Annotated in this window: 9 protein-coding genes; 4 read left to right on the top strand and 5 right to left on the bottom strand. The window is 33.2% G+C overall.

Going from position 1 to position 21,852, the window contains the following annotated elements; genetic code table 11:
* Positions 1-7: 7 nt before the first annotated feature.
* From ACU4C5_RS09340 to ACU4C5_RS09320, 5 genes are all read right to left on the bottom strand, one after another.
* Positions 8-1,651, bottom strand: a complete 1,644-nt coding sequence (locus ACU4C5_RS09340; protein WP_446843941.1) for a family 16 glycosylhydrolase — start codon at positions 1,649-1,651, stop codon at positions 8-10.
* Positions 1,652-1,676: 25 nt separating this feature from the next.
* Positions 1,677-3,716: a PKD domain-containing protein gene (locus ACU4C5_RS09335; protein WP_446843940.1), complete on the bottom strand. Its 2,040-nt coding sequence runs from the start codon at positions 3,714-3,716 to the stop codon at positions 1,677-1,679.
* A 12-nt stretch (positions 3,717-3,728) separates the two neighbouring features.
* Positions 3,729-5,195: a RagB/SusD family nutrient uptake outer membrane protein gene (locus ACU4C5_RS09330; protein ID WP_446843939.1), complete on the bottom strand. Its 1,467-nt coding sequence runs from the start codon at positions 5,193-5,195 to the stop codon at positions 3,729-3,731.
* Between the two features lie 11 nt (positions 5,196-5,206).
* A complete protein-coding gene (locus ACU4C5_RS09325; protein WP_446843938.1) occupies positions 5,207-8,359 on the bottom strand; it encodes a SusC/RagA family TonB-linked outer membrane protein in 3,153 nt (1,050 codons plus the stop codon).
* 233 nt (positions 8,360-8,592) lie between these two features.
* Positions 8,593-11,397: a helix-turn-helix and ligand-binding sensor domain-containing protein gene (locus tag ACU4C5_RS09320; RefSeq protein ID WP_446843937.1), complete on the bottom strand. Its 2,805-nt coding sequence runs from the start codon at positions 11,395-11,397 to the stop codon at positions 8,593-8,595.
* Positions 11,398-11,563: 166 nt separating this feature from the next.
* On the opposite strand from ACU4C5_RS09320, the gene ACU4C5_RS09315 reads away from it, so the two are divergent.
* From ACU4C5_RS09315 to uvrB, 4 genes are all read left to right on the top strand, one after another.
* Positions 11,564-13,894, top strand: a complete 2,331-nt coding sequence (locus ACU4C5_RS09315; RefSeq protein ID WP_446843936.1) for a choice-of-anchor L domain-containing protein — start codon at positions 11,564-11,566, stop codon at positions 13,892-13,894.
* 67 nt (positions 13,895-13,961) lie between these two features.
* A complete protein-coding gene (locus ACU4C5_RS09310) occupies positions 13,962-16,475 on the top strand; it encodes a T9SS type B sorting domain-containing protein (protein WP_446843935.1) in 2,514 nt (837 codons plus the stop codon).
* Positions 16,476-16,625: 150 nt separating this feature from the next.
* Positions 16,626-19,793 carry a T9SS type B sorting domain-containing protein gene (locus ACU4C5_RS09305; RefSeq protein WP_446843934.1) on the top strand — a complete coding sequence of 1,056 codons (3,168 nt, stop codon included), beginning with the start codon at positions 16,626-16,628 and terminating at the stop codon, positions 19,791-19,793.
* 48 nt (positions 19,794-19,841) lie between these two features.
* On the top strand, positions 19,842-21,845 hold the full coding sequence (gene uvrB, locus ACU4C5_RS09300; RefSeq protein WP_446843933.1) for an excinuclease ABC subunit UvrB: 2,004 nt from the start codon (positions 19,842-19,844) through the stop codon (positions 21,843-21,845).
* The last annotated feature ends 7 nt before the right edge of the window (positions 21,846-21,852 follow it).

The following is a 21,852-nucleotide window of genomic DNA, read 5'->3' as shown; positions in this document are numbered from 1 at the left end:
ATCTTATTTATTGGTATACTTTGATATAATCTATTTCCATTGTTGAGTCTACAAAACTAGCATCAATTGCACCACCAAAGCTTCCGCCCATAGCAACGTTAACGATTAAGAAGAAATCACTATTAAATGAAGAATCTTCAGAGTTTACATAAGAATGAAATTCTGTTCCGTCAACAAGAAAAGTAATTGCTGCAGGAGACCAGATAACTTCGTAAGTATGAAATTCGTTAGATACACCATCTACAACTGTAGAATCGCCATCGCCATCACCACCAGAATTCCCTGGGTAATGTAATGTGCCGTGAATTGTGTTTTGGTCGTTACCAACGTGTTCCATAATATCAATTTCACCACAAGCTGGCCACGCATTAGTTGCATAATCTTCACCTAGCATCCATATTGCTGGCCAAGTTCCTGCTCCTGTTGGTAGTTTTGCGCTAATTTCAACTCTTCCGTAAGTGAACTCAAATTTATCTTCTGTTACTAAACGAGAAGATGTATAATCACTTCCTGAAAAGTCTTCAGCTCTAGCTGTAATTTTTAAAACACCATCTTCAACAATTACGTTATCTGGACTATCTGTGTAATATTGAGATTCGTTATTTCCCCATCCATTATCACCTGTTCCAATATTGTAACCCCATTTTGTAGCATCTGGAGCACCGTCTGTATTAAAATCATCTTCCCAGATAAGGTCTGTATAATCTACAGTTTCTTGAGTTGGTAATGTTGTTGAAAAAATATGATACCATACTAATCCTGGATCGTTTCCATCTACAACACGTACTCTTAGTAAGCTATTTGTTAATTCTAAAATTTCATAAGAAGAGTTACCAAGGTAATATCCCATAAAGTTATCATCAGAAAAATTCATTACTGTATTACGAGATTCTCCTTCTGGTAAATTACTTGAAGCTGGTGCTAAAGACACATTACTTACTCCTGAAGTATCAAAATCTAAACATACATCACCATCATCACCAGAACCACCACCTACAGAAGCGTGCGAACCGTTAAAAAATGTTTGTCCGTTATTATTAAGTTGATAACTTAATTGATCATTAGCATCAATAGAGAAAATTAATTCGTCATTATACATACAAGGTTCTTCTGATTTCTCAAAAGGTTGTGCTCCATAATAAGAAGGATACCAATAGGCATCTGGTGCAGCATCTTGAGATCCACCAACACCTAAATGACCAACTTCTGCAGCTGCCCAATACCAAGTTTTAGTACCACCACCTGATAAAATTTCTTTAGCTTCTAAATCATCAAAAGAACTAAAAACCGACACGTCAATTGCTGTGCTAGATGTTACTCCTCCTGTACCAATAGCATTTACAACTACGGTATAAGTATTTAATCCTACAAGACTAAAACGGTGTGTTACTTCTCCTGAAGGTACTACCTCATCTGTTCCGTCACCAAATTGAAAACTATAACTAATAGCATTATCTGCGTTAGCTGTTAAGGTTACAAAACCTTCTCCGTCACCATTAGGCATATCGGCAGTTACACCAAGAACTTCAGCTGCAATTGTTACGTTTGTTGGCGCTATAATATCACCAAAAGAAGGATTACTCTCCTGACAGTTGGTAAATAATAACAACATGGTAAATGTTGATAGTACTATATATTTTAAATTTTTCATATTATTTTATTTAACACGTTATCATTTAGTTTTGTAAAGTGAATTCATCGTAATAATATACTGAATCATCACCTGCGTTTCCGAAGTCAAAAAATATTACAACACGCACATAATCGGCAGTAGGCGCATCATTAAAATCGAAAACAATTTCTTCCCATTGGTTTGCAACGGTAGTACTCATATCTACTTCATATTCCACAGAAGTGTCTACATTTTCTAATTTCATTTTCACTACTGCTCCCGCAATTGGCGACCATGTTTTAACGCTAATTTTTGAATATGTTGCAAAGTCTAAGACTGGAGTAGTTTCAAAAAACGAACCTGCCCAAGTCTCACTACCTGCCGTTTTTAATAACTGAGCAACATTAGCTGAAGTATTAATTCCTGTTGCATCTGGATTAGCAACTACTTGTACATCTGCAATGTTTCCGAAGGTTGTAAATACCGGAGCTGCATCTTCAAAATTTTGAAATTCTAAAGGAGCAATACCGCCATCGTTATTTACTAATTCTATTTCATCGTAGTAATATACTGAATCGTCACCTACATTTCCGAAGTCGAAAAATATAACCATACGTACATAGTCTGCTACTGGAGCATCACTAAAATCGTAAAGGATATTTTCCCATCCGTTAGCTACAGTTGTACTCATATCTACTTCGTGAGTAATTGTAGCGTCTTGATTTTCTAATTTAAACTTCACTACAGCACCAGCAATTGGTGACCATGTTTTTACGTTTATTTTATTGTAAGTTGTTAAATCTAAAGTTGAAGAAAGTTCAAAAAATGTTCCTGCCCAAACTTCTGCTCCTGCTGTTTTTGTTAACTGAGCAACATTACTTGTTGTGTTAGCTCCTGTTGCATCTGGATTTGCTACAACTTGTGTATCTGCAATATTTCCGAAGGTTGTAAATGTTGGCACTTCACCCTCAAAATCTTGAACGATTGAAGTTATTGTTCCTGTTGCTTCTTTATAGAAATAAATATTATCTAAAAATACTGTTGCTTCACCATCTGGAGTTCCAACAAATTTAAATTGGTGGATATCATCTAATGATAATCCTAAATCTGTAAATGCAGATAATGGAATATTATAAGAGTTCCATTGTTGTGCAGTTGGTGTGACTTGGTAAGCTTGTTCTCCTGAAAGAATACTGATAGGAAAAATATCTAAAGCGATATTTTCATCTGCAGTCCAGACATCAATATGAAGAAATTCCATTTCAGAAACATTAACTGTTTCACCAATTTGAATACCTTGATATGTTAATCCACCATATTGAATAGTAGCATCACCATCAATATCTAATTGATTGTACGTTGTTGCTTGTCCCCAGTTAGGGTAAAAATCCGTTCCAGAAACATCTGCGTAAGCAGCACTAAATACTGATACAACATCTGTAGCAACACGAGCAGGTTGATTAGGCGCGTGTACTAAAGGCTGTAAGATTGCAGTAACTTCAAAATCTTCAGTATATGTTGTAGTTGCTATTGCAGCACCCATTGCTTCTACTGAAATTGTGTAAGTTCCGGCTTCTTGGTAGGTATAAGAAATTGTTTCTCCAATATTTACTGTTGTTGATTCAGTATTAGCATCTTCTCCAAAAGTGATGGCGTAAAACATGGCATAATCTGCAGTTGCTGTTACGTTTACAGTTTTTGAAATTGTGCCATCGTTTTCAATAGTTACTACTAAATTTTCTGGAGCTTCAAAAGAGACAATGATAGATTGTGTTATTGTAGTTGCTTCTCCATTTAAGTTATAAGCAATAACAGTAATATCATAAGTTCCTTCTTCGTAAATATGTGTTGCACTAAACCCTGGTGCTACTTCTGCAATTTCTTCTGTACCATCACCAAATAAGATTTCGTAATTTACACCACCTTCAGATAAAGGTATAAGTGTAACAAGACCAGTGTTGTCTTGTGTTACAGTAACATTTACAGATACATTGGTTGGTGCTTCAATATTATCTACAAAATTGTTATTATCGTCGTCTTTTATACATGCTGTAACTGTTAAAAGTAACAGACAGATACGTAATATATTTTTAAATTTTTTCATCTTTATATGTATTTAGTATCCTGCATTTTGAGTCCATCTATTTCCTGCTAATTCAATTTCTATTCTAGGAATAGGGAATAACACATTTTTAGGTGTGAAATTAGGAATTGAGCTTGTTTGCCCTAATCTTACTTGATCAAAGAAACGGTGACCTTCACCAGCTAACTCTAAACGTCTTTCGTTATAAATATCTTGAGTTAAGTTAGCTCCAGAAGATGCTACATCATCTAATCCGGCGCGTTCTCTTACTAAGTTTAAGTATGTTCTTGCTTTAGTATCGTTAATTGCACCTCTATTATTTGCTTCGGCAGCCATTAATAATACGTCTGCATAACGAATAGCACGGTAATTATTACTGTGTGTAAGGTTTACATCTCCTAAATTAGCTTCGGCATAAGGAATATATTTACGGTTGAATAATCCTGTAAAATCTTGAGGATTTCCTTCATCGTAAGTTACATCTGGATGTGTGGTGATAAATGCTTCGATATCAAAAACAGTATTTTCTTTTCTTACATCATTATCACTAAAAGTACCGTATAATTCTTGAGTAGGAACGTTAAAACTAAATCCTGAAGTAAATGGTGCAAAATCTCCTGATAAAAATCTTGGTCCCATAAAACCTACAGCAACGTTACCTTCAACACATTGAAAACAATCAAAACCAGCACCTTCTCCACCAAAATATTGTACTTCGAATACAGATTCGCTGTTGTTTTCATTTGAGTTTAAAAATATATCAGCAAAATCATCTACTAATTGGTATTGTCCGTCTTCAATAACATCATCAAAAGCTGCTGCTGCTAAGTCAAATTTATCTTGGTATAAATAAATTTTACCTAATAAAGCTAATGCTGCTCCTTTAGTTGCGCGACCACCTTGAGTTTGTTGTAATGGTAAATCACTAATTGCAGATAATAAATCTATTTCTAATTGTGCGTAAACATCTTCTTTTGGACTTCTATCAATAGTCTGAGCATCTTCAATAGAAATTCTACCATCTAAATACATTGGTACATCACCAAAAAACTTTACCAATTCGAAATAGTAATAAGATCTTAAAAATAAGTTTTCAGCAAGTAATTGCTCTTTCCCTTCAAACTCTATGTTATTTTGAAATTCTACAATATAATTTGCTCTACTTATTCCTGCATACATCCACTGAAATACGTTTCTTAAAGCACCATTATCGGCAGTATGCGTCATATCGTCAATTTGTTGCCAATCTAAAACATCGTTTGCTGTACCACCACCACATAAACTATTGTCTGAGGCAATTTCACCTAAAACATTATTTAAATATGTGGTTGATAATAAATCGTAAACACCAACTAAAGCGTCTTCGTAATCTGATTTTGTATTGAAATAACTCTCTGAGTTTTCTTGTCCTTCAGGTAATATCTCTAAGTAATCTTCACATGACACGCATGAGATGATGACTACTAGTGCTAGCACTATTTTGTTTAAATTCTTATACATATTTCTTAATATTAAAATGAAACATTAATTCCTGTTGTGATTGTTCTTGTTTGTGGATATTGACCTAAATCTACACCAGCTCCTAACGGACTAGAGTTAGACACATCAGGATTATATCCTTTATATTTTGTAAAAGTGTAAGCATTATTTACGGCCACATAAATTCTTAATTTATCGATATTGATACTTTCAGAAACATCTGCTGGTAAAGTATATCCTAACTGAATGTTTTGGATACGTAAATAAGATCCATCTTCAACAAAGAAAGAAGAGAATAATTGGTTATTTGATGCATTATTTGATGCTCTAGGTACTGAATTTGAAGTTCCTTCACCCGTCCAACGATCTAGGTATAAAGTTGGTTTATTGCTATACGTTAAGAAACGCTCATAACTACGAGCAATATCATTTCCTAATGATGCGTATAATGAGGTACCAAAATCAAATTGTTTGTAATTAAGGTTAAAATTGAATCCCATAGTTACTTTAGGTATTGGGTTACCAATCATGCCTAAATCATCATTACTACCAAATTCAATAACACCATCACCATCAAGATCTACATAACGTATATCTCCTGGTTGTGCTCCTGCTTGAGTAGCGTGTGCATCAATTTCTGCCTGATTTTGAAATATCCCATCTGTTTTTAATCCGTAAAATGCTCCAATTGGTAAACCGGTTTGGAATCTAGATGTGGTTTGGTTTAATCCAAAAACTCCACCTGAAATAAATCCAGCTGCATTATTTACTTGTAATGCTTTATTATCTATACTTGTAAGTGTGTATCCGATACCAATATTAAGGTCGTCATTAAAATCGTGAGTAAAGTTAATACTTAAATCTATTCCTTTATTTTCAATAGTTCCTGCGTTTACAAATGGTGCAGAGCTACCTCCTGCTGAAGATCCTAAGACTGCCGAAATTTCTGGCACTAATAATAAATCGTCTGTACGTTTTCTATAATAATCGGCAGTAATATTTAATGCGTTATTAAATAAAGACATATCAATACCAATATTTGTTTGCTTGTTAGTTTCCCATTTTAAATCTGGGTTAGCTAAAGCTCCAATCGCATTTCCGTAAGATAATAAATCATCAAAAGCATAAGTTGCTTCACCAGTTGTACCTTGTAATAATCCTAACCAACGGTAATCACCAATTTTATCATTTCCGGTAACACCCCAACTTCCTCTTACTTTAAAGCTACTAATTACTTTAGAATCGAAGAAATCTTCATTTGAAATTAACCAACCTCCAGAAATAGATGGAAAATATCCTACTCTATTATTAGGTCCGAATTTAGTAGAAGCATCACGTCTTACTAAAGCAGAAAACAAATATTTATTATCATAATCATATTGTACACGAGCAAATAAAGAAGACCAACGGTTTTCATTACGTCCTTCGGTTGAAGTTACTAAATCTTGTGTTAGCTCGCCATTAAATAACTGCACGATAGATTGTGTGTTACCTAAGTAAGCATTACTCCAACTATCCGGCCCGTTAGTTAATGCTCCTGAACCAAAAATTCCTTTATATTTCTCACTTCTAATAGATGTTCCTAATAAAGCATTAATATTATGATTTTTATATGATGTATTGTAGTCTATAAAGTTTTCCCAAGTATAATCGTAAGAATGTTGAGAGTTTTCAGAGACTCTACTATATAAATCTCTAGTGCCATCACCATTTCTATCAACATTAAAAGCTGAAGGATTACTAGGATCTAATGTTACATTATTTACTACTTTTCCTAATCCATAATATTGAAGTGGCGTATATACTCTATCTCCATAATTAGAGTAGTTAAAGTTGAATCTTGAAGTCGCTTTTAAATTATCGCGAAGTTTATATTCAAATTCAATTTTCCCTGTAAAACGATCAGAACGACTTTCATTATAGGTATTATCAATTAATGCAAGCGGATTAATAATCTCGTTTCCTTGGTCTAAAGAAATATAAGAATATCCTCCAGAAATCCCTGTTCCATCTGTTCCATCGTATACTGGAGTTAATGGTGAAGCATTTAAACCGTAGTATAATGCTGAACCTCTTCCGCCTTCTGGAATAGTACTATTTCTAACATTTGTATATAATAAAAAGGTATTCAATTTTAATTTTTCGTTAAGATCAATACCTAGGTTATTTTTAACTGTCCATCTTTTATAGTTAGATTTATCACTTGCAATAATACCGTCTTGTGAAAAGTAACTTGCACTAAAACCGTAAGTCACCGTATCTGATCCACCAGTAACACCTATATTATGACTAAACATTGGTGCTGTAGAAAACAACTCATCTTGCCAATCTGTATTCACATTAAGATCTTGAAGGTTTGTAAATGGTAATGGATTTCCGTCTGCTGCTTCAGTTTCGTTTACTAATAATGCGTATTCGTAGTTATTAAGTAAGTCAATTTTATTAGCTGCCTCTTGGTATGCGAAATAAGAATTGTAAGAAAATTTAGCTTTTCTACCTTTCTTACCGGTTTTAGTAGTAATTAATATTACACCGTTGGCACCTTGCACACCATATATTGCAGAACTTGCATCCTTAATAATATCCATTTTTTGAATATCGTTAGGATCAATAACACTTAAATCTGTACCAATATTAACACCATCAACAATTACTAAAGGTGAATTATCACCATTTGTAGTAATCCCTCTAATTCTAATATTAAGTGCTGCTCCAGGAGATCCTGAATTTGCACTTACCTGAACTCCCGATGCGCTTCCTTTTAAAGCCTCTTCAATACGAGTAGGATTGTTTTCTGTAATTTTTTTAGCATCAATACTTGTAAAAGCACCAGTTACTAATTCTTTTCGTTGTGAACCATAACCAATAACAACAACCTCATCTAAAGATTCGGTATCATCAACTAATACAATTTTAATTGTCTCACTAGAAGTTACAGTATATTCTTGGTCTTTGTAACCAACATAAGAAAAAACTAAAACAGAATTAACAGGAACATCAGTAATTGTAAAGAGTCCGTCAAAATCTGTAGAAACACCTTTCGTGGTGTTTTTGAGTATAATATTTACACCTGGTAAAGGTTCGCCATAGGTTAAATCTGTAACCTCCCCTTTAACCGTTACGTTTTGTCCAAACATAAAGGTGGTAAACATTAAAAGAATGAATGAAAGTGCTTTTGTTGTCATATTAAATTATTTATATCGTAAACTTATGATATATAATTAGTGAATTAATAAAATTGACCACTACAAAAAACATACACTCTAAAAAACAGTCTTAAAAATTATCAAATCTCTATTTAAAGACTATTAACATTAGCTAAACAGATTACAACTAATAAGATTTACAACGTTGTAGTAGTCTCAAAAAGAGCACATGTTGTGGTAATGTATGGGTAAAAAAACTAAATGTATGGGCTTTAAATATCCAAAATGTAATTAGTTAAGCTCGTTTCGTGAGGTAAATTCATTTTTTTACGCAAACGATATCGCTTCACCTCTACACTTCTTGGAGAGATATTTAATAGAGGTGCAATTTCTTTTGAACTTAAGTTTAATCTTAAATATGCACATAATTTTAAGTCGTTTGGTGTTAACTCTGTGTGGATAGATTTTATCTTTTTCAGAAAATTTTTATCAGCATTATTGAAAGCTTGTTCAAAAAACTTCCAATCATCTGTACTATTCAGGTTCTTATCAATAATTTTAATTACCGATTTCATTTGCTTACCAGATTCTGTAGCTGTTTTTAATTCCTTTTTAATCGTATTTAAAAACTCATTCTTTTTAATCAGGTTCATTGTTGAAATAGCCAACTCTCTATTTTTATTTTCAATGTCCTGTTGTAGCTTTTCATTTTTAAAAGCCATTAGCTGCTGCTTGTTTTCTAGTCGTTTCATCTCAAGCTCGCGTTCAGTTTCTTGTAGTAGTTTAATACGTTGTTTTTTGTAGTAGTTTTTATACACATAATGCATTAATAATGAAAATAACAGCACTATCAACACATACATTGTAATCATTACATCTGAGAGGTACCAAGGTTTTGCAATTAAAAAACTAAAAGTTGCCACATTACTTGTAAGTACACTCCCTACTCGTCCTCTAACTTTAAACGTATATTCGCCATAAGGTAAATTTTTAAACAACTCTGTAGATTGTGACGACCAAGGACTCCACGCTTCATAAATACCCTGTAATTGGTACTGATACTCTGTGGCTTGGTATTTTTCAAATTCAGGAATACTGTAATTAAATTCAATATTATTCTCTTTATTTTTAAAAAATGGCACATCAGATACTACTTGTTTTACCTTCTCGGAATTAAGTGTAAAACTCTCAATAGAATGTATAGCGATATTATAAACTTTTTTTTCAGCTTTAGCTAAATCAATAATAATATAACCTCCAGAAAATCCCAATAAATATTTAGAATTAGAAAGTTTTAAAATATTTTCATACCCTGTAGCTCCTTTTCTTAACACTGTTGGAAATGCTATTTTATTAATTTTTGGCGTGTAACTTAGAGCTTCAGGAGAACTGTAACTAATATATTTATTTGAAAAACCCCAAAGTTGATTAGCTGAGGCATCAAAAATTAATTTTCCTGTAGAATAGTCTGTTTGATCTATTAACTGACTTAAAACGGAGTCTTTTATAAAGGTATTAGATTTAAAATTATATTTAAAAACGCCTGCTTTATACGCGTATAGAATATCCGATTTATATTTAATTAAGCTAGAATTGAGTCCATTTGCTAATAAAGAATCTCGTTCAATAGCTTTAACTGCCTTAAAATCGTCATCCAAAGTGAGTTTAAAAACACCTTTATACTCGTGACTCAAAAGGATTTTATTAGTGTCATAAAATTCAAAAAACCTAGAAGAGATATTAAAACCTTCTACTTTATTTCTTAAACGCCATTGTTTATTAATTTTTTCAAGCACATGTAAACCGCTATAATCACCTTGTAACAATAAATTGGGATTAGTTGCTATTGCTTTTATCCCCCAAGCACCTTGAATATCTGAAATCTGTTTGGCGCTATCACCTTCAATAACATAAGTTCCAGTGTTATGTCCGCAAAATAAAGTATCATCGTATAAATTTAAACACCATACTTGCCCTTTTGTACCTTCAACAAAACTAAATTCTGCATTAGAGTTTAACGATTTATAAAATAATCCTTGATTGGTTCCTAAGTATAAATTATCATCATAAATGGCCGAAGCGTAAATAGTTCCTAACTTTCCATTGGTATCGGTATAAATACTATAAGGCGCATTACTATTCACACAATTAATCCCGTTATCTAATCCTAACCATATATTTTTTTCTACATCCTCATATACAGAAAGCACAGTATTATTACTCAAACCTTGGGTATGATTAATACTATAATTTACAGCTCCATTTTGGGTTAAATATATTACCCCGTTAGAAATAGTTCCTAATACAAAACCATAATCTGCCAATTGTATACTATTATATACAGTGACCGAATTAAGCAACTCGCTAGCTGGAATTTGCCATGGTTTTAAATTATTGTCCTTATATATATAAAATCCTTTATTTTCTGTTTGAACTAATAACTGCTTATCTTGTTCATAAATATTAACAATATGTTCTTTTTTAAATAGCACATCATCAGAAACCAATACAGCAACACTATTTTTTATGGTATAAAGTCCTTTTTCTAATTGCTGAAAATAAATACGATTGTTTACTTTGTATATTTTAGTATAAATGGTTTCGGCATCTATGGTTGTAAAACTATCAGAAACACTATTGTAGATATAAATACGGTTTAACGATTGAAATAATACCCAGTTATCTAACGCTATGATATTCCATATTTGTTCGTCTTCAATTAATGATATCTTTAATTTATTTGATAAAGAGGTATATTTTAGTTCGTTAAATTGGTTTTTCTCCCAAAACCCAAACTCCATATAACAACCGGTATATATTTTATGATCAACCACGTTTACCGAACGCATAATAGTTTCGTTTGGGGATGGATATAGTGTCCATTTTGCACCATTATATTCTAACAACCCATTATTATTGGCTACATAAATGAATTTATTTGGTGCTTGTGCAATGCTCCAATTTTGATTTTCAGCTCCATAAGTTTTGGGTGAAAACACCTCAATTGGAGGTAACTCTTGTGCTTGTAAAGCATTATAAAAAAATATTAAAATAAAGACTATCAATGATTTAAACATACACAAAAGCTTCTGCATTATATAGTACAATTATACAAATTAATAAAAGAACAAGTTCTATTAACAATCTGCATGTTAAAAATTATTCCATATTAAAACATCTTTAACATATTTTGACATAAATAATTCTAACGGATGACTATCTTTGCACTCCGTAAAAAATTAAATGAGACAAATTCTCTTTTTATCCTATCTTCTACTCTCTACTGTAGCGTTTTCTCAAAACGTTCAAGTAGACAGCGATACTTATACACCACAACAACTTATTGAAGACATACTAATTGATAGCGATTGCATTAATAATGTAGTAGTTACCAATGTATCTGGAGGCAATTTTAATAGCGCCGATGAAAGTTATGGCTATTTTAATGCCACCGGAACAGCCTTCCCTTTTCAAGAAGGTATTGTTTTAAGTACAGGACGACTTAGTAATGTACAAGGTCCAAATAACTCTTTAAGTGATGATGATGCAACGGGTTGGGCTGGTGATATTGATTTAGAAAATGCTTTACAAGAATCAAACACTATAAATGCTACTATTTTAGAATTCGATTTCACCTCTGTAGCATCTCAAATTAGTTTCCGTTATCTTTTTGCTTCCGAAGAATATCAAGAAGGCGATAGTAACACCTGTCAATATTCAGATTTATTTGGCTTTTTAATTCGTCCTGTTGGCAATCAAGATTACACCAATATTGCTTTAGTACCAACTACAGAAACCCCTGTAAAAGTAACTACTGTTCATCCAGGAATCCCAGGATCTTGTGGCGCTATTAATGAAGCTTACTTTGGAAGTTGGAACGATGCTAATGCACCTATAAATTTTAACGGGCAAACTGCTGTACTTACTGCTACTGCCAACGTAACACCTAATATAACTTATCACGTAAAATTAGTAATTGCCGATGAACAAAACTACCGTTACGATTCTGCAGTATTTTTAGAAGCAGGAAGTTTTCAAATCGCTACAGATATAGGAACCGATTTATTAATTTCAAGTAACACAGCCATTTGTGAAAACGAAACCACAATATTAAACGCTTTTAATAGTAATGCAACAGCTTATAAATGGTTTAAAGATGGTGTAGAATTAACTTCTGAAATCAACGAAACTTATACCGTTACCGAAGCTGGTACTTATAACGTAGAAGTTAGTTTAAATAATACTTGTCTTTCTGAAGGTGAAATTACTATTGAATATACAGCATTACCAGTACCTAGTGATGCGGTTTTAGTGGAATGTGATCAAAATCAAGACGGACTCACATTTTACAATTTAAATACGGCAATTCCGGAGATTACAAATAACGACAACTCCATAGCGGTTACTAATTTTTACCTTACGGAAAACGATGCTATCAACACTACTAATGAAATTATAAATGTTGATAACTTTGAAAACACCGTCGCTTTTCAAACCGTTTTTGCTCGTGTAGAAAACCAGAATGGTTGTTTTACAACTGCTGAATTAGAACTACAAATTTCGAATAATATTTTAAATATTCCCGAAGCAACAGCTTGTGACGGAGCTATTACTGATGGATTTTCAGAATTTAATTTAGATGATATCACCGATAGCTTTTTAGATCAAATCCCTACAAATGCTGTTGTTAGTTATTACGAAACTGAGCAAGACACCTATAATGAGACTAATGTTTTAGCAAATACATACAGTAATACTTCGGCATATTTTCAAACAATTTTTGTAAAAGTGACGAGTAATAATCAATGTTACAGCATATCTACTGTAGATTTAAGTATTTTATATACACCTTTATTAGAAGCTGATGAAACGGTGGTATATTGCTTAGATGCTTTTCCGGAAACGGTAACATTATATGGTGGCGTTTTAAACGATTTACCAAATAATTATTACTACCAATGGTTCTTTAACGGCAATACAACAACAGTAAACACCTTATTTAATGACGTTAATGAAATTGGCGTTTATACTGTAATTGTTACAGATCCAAACGGCTGTTCGTCATCTAGAGATATTACTGTTGTACCTTCGGAAGTTGCTATTATAGATGATATTTCTGTTGTACAAAACGGCAATAACAATAACACCGTAACTATTAGCATAGAAAACACTACACAGTTTGAGTATGCTATTGATACTGATGCTGATTACCAAGATAGTCAAGTTTTCACAAATATACCTGCAGGATTTCACACCATATATATTAGAAATTTAGATGGTTGCGGCATTACAGAAGACATTATATCCGTTATCGGATTCCCAAAATATTTTTCTCCAAACAATGATGGATATCATGATACTTGGAAGGTTTCAGGAGTTAACGACACCTTTTATCAAGATATTCAAATTAAAATTTTTGATCGTTATGGTAAAATCCTGCATCAACAAGACTATTTAAGTATAGGTTGGGACGGCACACTCAATGGTTATGATTTACCAGTTACCGATTACTGGTTTTCAGCAACATGGGGTAATGGAAAAACGTATAGCGGACATTTTTCACTCATTAGATAATTATAGTAACAATCACTTAACACTTAACTCATAAATTAATATTTATTTAGCCATCTAATTTTTTGAAATGAAACTTACATTATTATTACCTGTTTTTATTTGCTTACTCTTATCTTTTAATACGAGTAATGCACTTAATTCAACATCAAACAAAAATGCAACCTCTGAAAACAGCATACTATGTCCTGCTCCAATTGTAACAGACTTTACACCTACAAATGGACCAGCACAAACATTAGTAACTATTAACGGAAGCAACTTTACTGATGCTGATACGGTAACATTTGATAATACCAATGCTACTTTTACCATTATTAGTGATTCTGAAATTACAGCATTAATACCTGAAGGAATCTCAGGAAATGCAACAATTGCAATGACAAGTACTGGCGGTTGCACAGGAGTTTCTACATCAGATTTTAATGTACTAACCTCTCAATGTTCTACAGCTGATATTTATGTCTCAGAAATCTATGATGCGTTCTCAGGAAGTTATGCCGTTATTGAACTTTATAACCCAACAAACACACCTGTAGTTATTGATAATGTTTATGTTATTGAACGTTATGGAGATATTGGAAATATAGATCCTAGTAATGTTTTTAACGAAATCACAGGTACAATTCCTGCTTTTGGTACTTTTATTATTCAATTAGGAACTCCTTCAGATCCAGGTGATGAATGTTCTCCTTTAGCTGTTGATTTTAATCTATCTACAGGAATTAATGGTAATGATGAAATAAGAATTTTAAAAAACGGAGTACTTATAGATATCGTTAATGCGCCAGATGAAAAAGGTTATACCGTTATCAGAAATGCCAATGCTACCATACCACAAACAACTTACAATATTAATGATTGGTCAATTAGTAGCGAAGAAAACTGTGCTAATTTAGGATCTCACACTGCTGACGCAATTCCTGATAACACACCAACAATTACGCACCCAACATCACAATCTATTTGTGAAAACGAATCAACTACGTTTACAGCAACCGAAGATAGTAACACGTTTTCTTACCAATGGAAAACACTTAACGCTTCAGGAAACTGGGTAAACGTTACAAATAACGCAAATTACACAGGAGCTACAACAAGCACATTATCTGTAAATAACGCACCGACGTCTTTTGATGGGAATCAATATTATTGCGAAATCACCTCAACATCATGTACACTTGTTTCTGATGCTGCACAATTAGAAGTAAACGTTGCCCAAGTAGATACTTTAGCAAATCAAACGGCTTGTGAATCTTACACATTACCTACTTTAACTAACGGTAATTATTTTACAGGAACTAACGGAACAGGAACTACTTTAACTGCTGGTGACGCCATTACAACAACTCAAACTATTTATATTTATAACGTAGTAGGAACTTGTACCAACCAATCTAACTTTACAGTTACAGTAACACCTGCACCAAATGTTGATACAATATCTAATACTTCTGTATGTGATAACTACGTATTACCAACACTTACTAACGGTAACTATTTCACTGCAACCAACGGAACAGGAACTGCTTTAAATGCTGGAGATACAATTTCAACAACACAAACTATTTACATTTATAATGCTGTAGGAACTTGTACAAACGAAACTAGTTTTACAATTACCGTAAGCGGAACACCAACAGTAGATACTTTAACAGACCAAACAGCTTGTGAAACTTATACATTACCAACTTTAACTAATGGTAATTATTTTACAGGAGCTAACGGAACAGGAACTACTCTTAATGCTGGAGATGTAATTACAACAACTCAAACTGTTTATATTTATGTTGAATTAGGAACTGCGCCTAATACATGTTCTAATGAATCTAATTTTGATGTCACAATTAATCAAGCACCTTTAGTAGATACAGTTTCAGATGTTGAAGTTTGTACCGAATATACTTTATCAACTTTAACTAACGGTAACTATTTTACAGGAACCAACGGTACAGGAACTGCTTTAACTGCTGGAGATGTACTTACAACATCACAAACTATTTATGTTTATAATACTGAAGCGACGTGTACTAACGAATCTAGTTTTGATGTTACAGTTTTACCTGCTTCAGACTTTACACTTACAGAAGATAATCTTTCAATTATAGAAGACGAATTAACTGTAACAATGGATGACACTTCAATAACATATATTTATGCTATTAATGATGAAGATTACCAAACAGATAACACCTTTACAAACCTATCTAACGGTACACACACTCTTTATGTAGAAGATGAAAACGGATGTACTGTAAAATCTATCACTTTTGAAATCCTTGTTATTTTTGATGAGATAATTATTCCTAATGGATTTTCTCCAAATGGAGATACTTATAACGACTGGTTTAACATCCAAGGTTTATACGGAAACTACGAAAACCATAAATTAGAAATCTATAACCGCTACGGAACTTTAGTTTTTGAAGGAAACAACGAAAACAAATGGTACGGAAAAGCTAACAAAGGAACCTTAAGTACTAATAAAGTTTTACCTGTTGGCACATACTTTTATGTATTAAAACTTAACGATGCTAATGCAGAACAACAAATGTATAGCGGTTGGGTTTATCTTAATAAATAACTATATCGGTTAGATTATTTTATTAATCTATTCTTTTATCATAAATTTAGGAGCTCTATTGAAAAATAAAGCTCCTTTTTTTATAAGGTAACACTCACTTAACACGAGATTTATTAAATATTTTTTACTTTTGCCTCCTAACTATAACTAATGAAACGCATTACTCTATTACCTTTTTTAATCTGCACATTTTTCATGTACAGTTTAAATTTCGCCATTACAGCGAATACCAATAGTATTCATACCACAACTGCATCAAACTTGTGTCCTGCTCCAATTGTAACGTCTTTTTCTCCAGATAATGGACCAGAAAGCACACTAATTACAATCACAGGAAGCAACTTTACAGATGCAACTTCATTAGATTTTGACGGCACTAACGCAACGTTTACTATAATTAATGATTCTGAAATCACAGTTAATGTACCTTCAGGAACGGCAAGCACATCTGCTATTTCTATCACAAGTTCTGGTGGTTGCACAGGAACCTCATCTTCAAATTTCACCTTATTAGCAACAGATTGTACAACAGCTGAGATTTATATTTCTGAAATTTACGATGCAAGTAGTGGTGATTATGCGGTTATTGAACTTTACAACCCTACAAATACTCCAGTCGTTATAGATGGAACCTATGTTATTTTGAGATATGGAGACGTTGGAAATACAACACCTAACAATACTTTCGATCAAATTATAGGCACAATCCCGCCTTTAAGTACTTTTATTATTCAAATGGGAAGTGGTTCTAACTGCTCTCCTTTAGATGTTGATTTTAATATTCCGACAGGTATTAATGATAATGACGAATTTGAACTCTTAAAAAATAATGTTTTAATTGACATAGTAAATTCTCCTGCCGAAAGAGGTTATACCGTTATTAGAAATGCCAATGCACCAATACCACAAACGACTTACAATATTAACGATTGGAATATACTTTCTTCTGAAAATTGCTCAGATTTAGGTTCACATACAGCAGACCCAATTCCTGATACTACACCAACAATTACACATCCAACTTCTCAAACAATTTGTGAAAATGTATCAACAACCTTTACAACTTCCGAAGATTCTGGTACTGCTACATTTCAATGGAAATATCTTAACGCTTCAGGAAACTGGGTTAACCTAACAAATAACGCAACCTATTCTGGTACACAAACCAATACTTTAACAGTAAATAATGCTTCTGCTACTTTAGATGGGAGTCAATATTACTGCGAAATCACAACAACATCTTGTACGCTAATTACAGATGCTGCTCAACTAATTATTGATGCACCAGATGTAGATACAATTGCAGACCAAACGGTATGCACAGAATATATTTTACCAACACTAACTGATGGAAATTACTTCACCGCAACAAATGGTGGAGGAACTCAATTAACTGCTGGAACTTCAATCACAACATCACAAACTATTTATATTTATAATGAAATTGGAACTGCTCCTGATAACTGTGATAATGAATCTTCATTTGCTATAACCGTTAGCGGAACTCCAGATGTAGATACTATCGCCAATCAAACGGTATGTTCTGAGTATATTTTACCAACATTAACTGATGGAAATTATTTCACTGCAACAAATGGTGGTGGAACTCAATTAACTGCTGGAACTGCAATCACAACCTCACAAACCATTTATATTTATAATGAAATTGGAACTGCTCCTGATAACTGTGATAATGAATCTTCATTTGCTGTAACCGTTAGCGGAACTCCAGATGTAGATACTATCGCCAATCAAACGGTATGTTCTGAGTATATTTTACCAACATTAACTGATGGAAATTATTTCACTGCAACAAATGGTGGTGGAACGCAATTAGCGGTTGGAACTGCAATCACAACTTCACAAACCATTTATATTTATAACGAAGTTGGAACCGCTCCTGATAACTGTGATAATGAATCTTCATTTACTGTAACCGTTAGCGGAACTCCAGATGTAGATACTATTGCTAATCAAACGGTATGTTCTGAATATGTTTTACCAACATTAACTGATGGAAATTATTTCACTGCAACAAATGGTGGTGGCACACAATTAACTGCTGGAACTGCAATCACAACCTCGCAAACCATTTATATTTATAATGAAATTGGAACTGCTCCTGATAACTGTGATAATGAATCTTCATTTGCTATAACCGTTAGCGGAACTCCAGATGTAGATACTATCGCCAATCAAACGGTATGTTCTGAGTATATTTTACCAACATTAACTGATGGAAATTATTTCACTGCAACAAATGGTGGTGGAACTCAATTAACTGCTGGAACTGCAATCACAACCTCGCAAACCATTTATATTTATAATGAAATTGGGACTGCTCCTAATAATTGTGATAACGAATCTTCATTTTCTGTAACCGTTAGCGGAACTCCAGATGTGGATACTATCGCTAATCAAACGGTATGTTCTGAATATGTTTTACCAACTTTAACTGATGGAAATTATTTCACCGCAACAAATGGTGGTGGAACACAATTAACTGCAGGAACTGCAATCACAACCTCACAAACCATCTATATTTATAATGAAATTGGAACTGCTCCTAACAACTGTGATAACGAATCTTCATTTGCTGTAACCGTTAGCGGAACTCCAAATGTGGATACAATCGCCAATCAAACGGTATGTTCTGAATATGTTTTACCAACTTTAACTGATGGAAATTATTTCTCTGCAACAAATGGTGGTGGAACTCAATTAACTGCTGGAACTGCAATCACAACCTCACAAACCATTTATATTTATAATGAAATTGGGACTGCTCCTGATAATTGTTTTAACGAATCGGTGTTTGATATCACAATATATCCTGCAACAGATTTCACATTAACATCAAGTAATATTACAATTGTTGAAGACGAAATCACAGTAACCATGACCGATACATCTATCAGTTATCTTTACTCTGTAGATAGTTCAAGTTCTCAAGTAAGTAATATATTTTCAAATCTTTTAGATGGAACGCATATGCTATATGTAGAAGATGCTAATGGTTGTGTTGTAAAATCTTTACTTTTCGATATTGTAAGCGCACCAGAACTTTTTATTCCGAAGTTTTTCACACCTAACGGAGATAACGTAAAAGAAATATGGCAAATCATTGATCCTTTAAACTCTATTAAAGAAGTTTATATTTTTAATCGCTACGGAAAATTACTAAAACAAATATCACCTAATGCTTTGTATTGGGATGGAACTTACAATGGGCATATCTTAGAAAGCAATGACTATTGGTACGTAATTAATTTACATTCCAACAAACAACTCACAGGACATTTCACTTTAAAAAGATAGTAAGTAAAAGACAAGAAAGCGCATTTATTTTTTGCGTAATTTTGTACTATGAAATTCAAGATACAATCGGAGTTTTCTCCAACTGGAGATCAACCGCAAGCCATAAAAAAATTAGTTGAAGGCGTTAATTCTAGCGAAAAGCACCAAACACTTTTAGGAGTTACAGGTTCTGGTAAAACATTTACTGTGGCCAATGTCATTGAAGAAGTACAACGCCCAACACTAGTATTAGCGCATAATAAAACACTTGCCGCTCAACTATACTCTGAGTTTAAGCAATTTTTTCCAGACAATGCAGTTGAGTATTTTGTATCTTATTATGATTATTACCAACCCGAAGCTTACATTCCGGTTTCGGGAGTTTACATTGAAAAAGATTTATCTATAAACGAAGAAATCGAAAAAATGCGTTTAAGCACGACCTCTTCCCTACTTTCAGGGCGAAGAGATGTGATTGTAATTGCATCGGTATCTTGTTTATATGGTATTGGAAATCCTGTTGAATTTCAAAAAAATGTAATTACCCTAAAACGTGATCAAGAAATTTCTAGAACACAATTACTGCATCAATTAGTACAGAGTTTATATTCTCGTACTGAAGCCGATTTTAATCATGGTAATTTCAGAATAAAAGGAGATACTGTTGATATTTTCCCTAGTTATGCTGATGATGCTTTCCGAATTCACTTTTTTGGTGATGAAATTGAAGCGATTGAGTCTTTCGACATTTTAACTAATGCTATTATTGAAACCTATGATATATTAACCATTTATCCGGCAAATATGTTTGTGACGTCACAAGATGTATTGCAAGGTGCGATAAAAGGTATTCAGGATGATTTATTAATTCAGCATGATTATTTTAAAGAAATTGGTAAAAACCTAGAGGCGAAACGTCTTAAAGAACGTACCGAATTTGATTTAGAAATGATTAAAGAATTAGGGTATTGCTCCGGAATTGAAAATTACTCGCGTTATTTGGACGGAAGACAACCAGGAACACGACCTTTCTGCCTGCTAGATTATTTTCCAGAAGATTATTTAATGGTGATTGACGAAAGTCACGTAACAATTTCTCAGGTTCATGCCATGTATGGTGGAGATAGAAGCAGAAAAGAAAACTTAGTAGAATATGGTTTTAGATTGCCTGCTGCAATGGATAACCGTCCGTTAAAGTTTGAAGAATTTGAAGCACTACAAAATCAAATTATATATGTAAGTGCAACACCTGCAGATTATGAATTAGAAAAATCTGATGGTGTTTATGTAGAACAAATCATTAGACCTACCGGTTTATTAGATCCAATAATTGAAGTACGCCCAAGTTTAAATCAAATTGATGATTTGGTTGAAGAAATTCACTTACGTATTGAAAAAGATGAGCGTACGTTAGTAACGACACTAACTAAACGTATGGCTGAAGAACTGACTAAATATCTAGATAGAATTCAAATTCGTTGTCGTTACATTCATAGTGATGTTGACACTTTAGAGCGTGTTGAAATTATGCAAGATTTAAGAAAAGGGCTTTTTGATGTTTTAGTAGGAGTTAACTTACTTCGTGAAGGTTTAGACTTACCTGAAGTTTCTCTAGTTGCTATTTTAGACGCCGATAAGGAAGGTTTTTTACGTTCTGCACGTTCATTAACACAAACTGTTGGTAGAGCTGCAAGAAACCTTAACGGTAAAGCCATAATGTATGGAGATAAAATAACCAACAGTATGAAAAAAACCATTGACGAAACAAACTACAGACGCCAGAAACAGATTTCATATAACACCAAACATAACCAACAACCAAAAGCTTTAAATAAAAGTTTAGGTAATGCTTTATCTAAAAATTCAGTAAGTACCTATAGTTATGAATTGGAAGCAGCAAAAGCTGCCGAACCAGAAAGTGCCTATTTAACAAAAGGACAACTTGAAAAGAAAATTAGAGAGAAACGCAAAATAATGGAGCAAGCAGCAAAAGAACTTGACTTTATGAATGCAGCAAAATTTAGAGATGAAATAAAAAGCTATCAAAAAAAGCTTGAAGAATTAAAAGCGTAAAAAAAAG

Source organism: Lacinutrix undariae (assembly GCF_052934785.1).
This window is presented reverse-complemented; position numbering and strand designations above follow the sequence as displayed.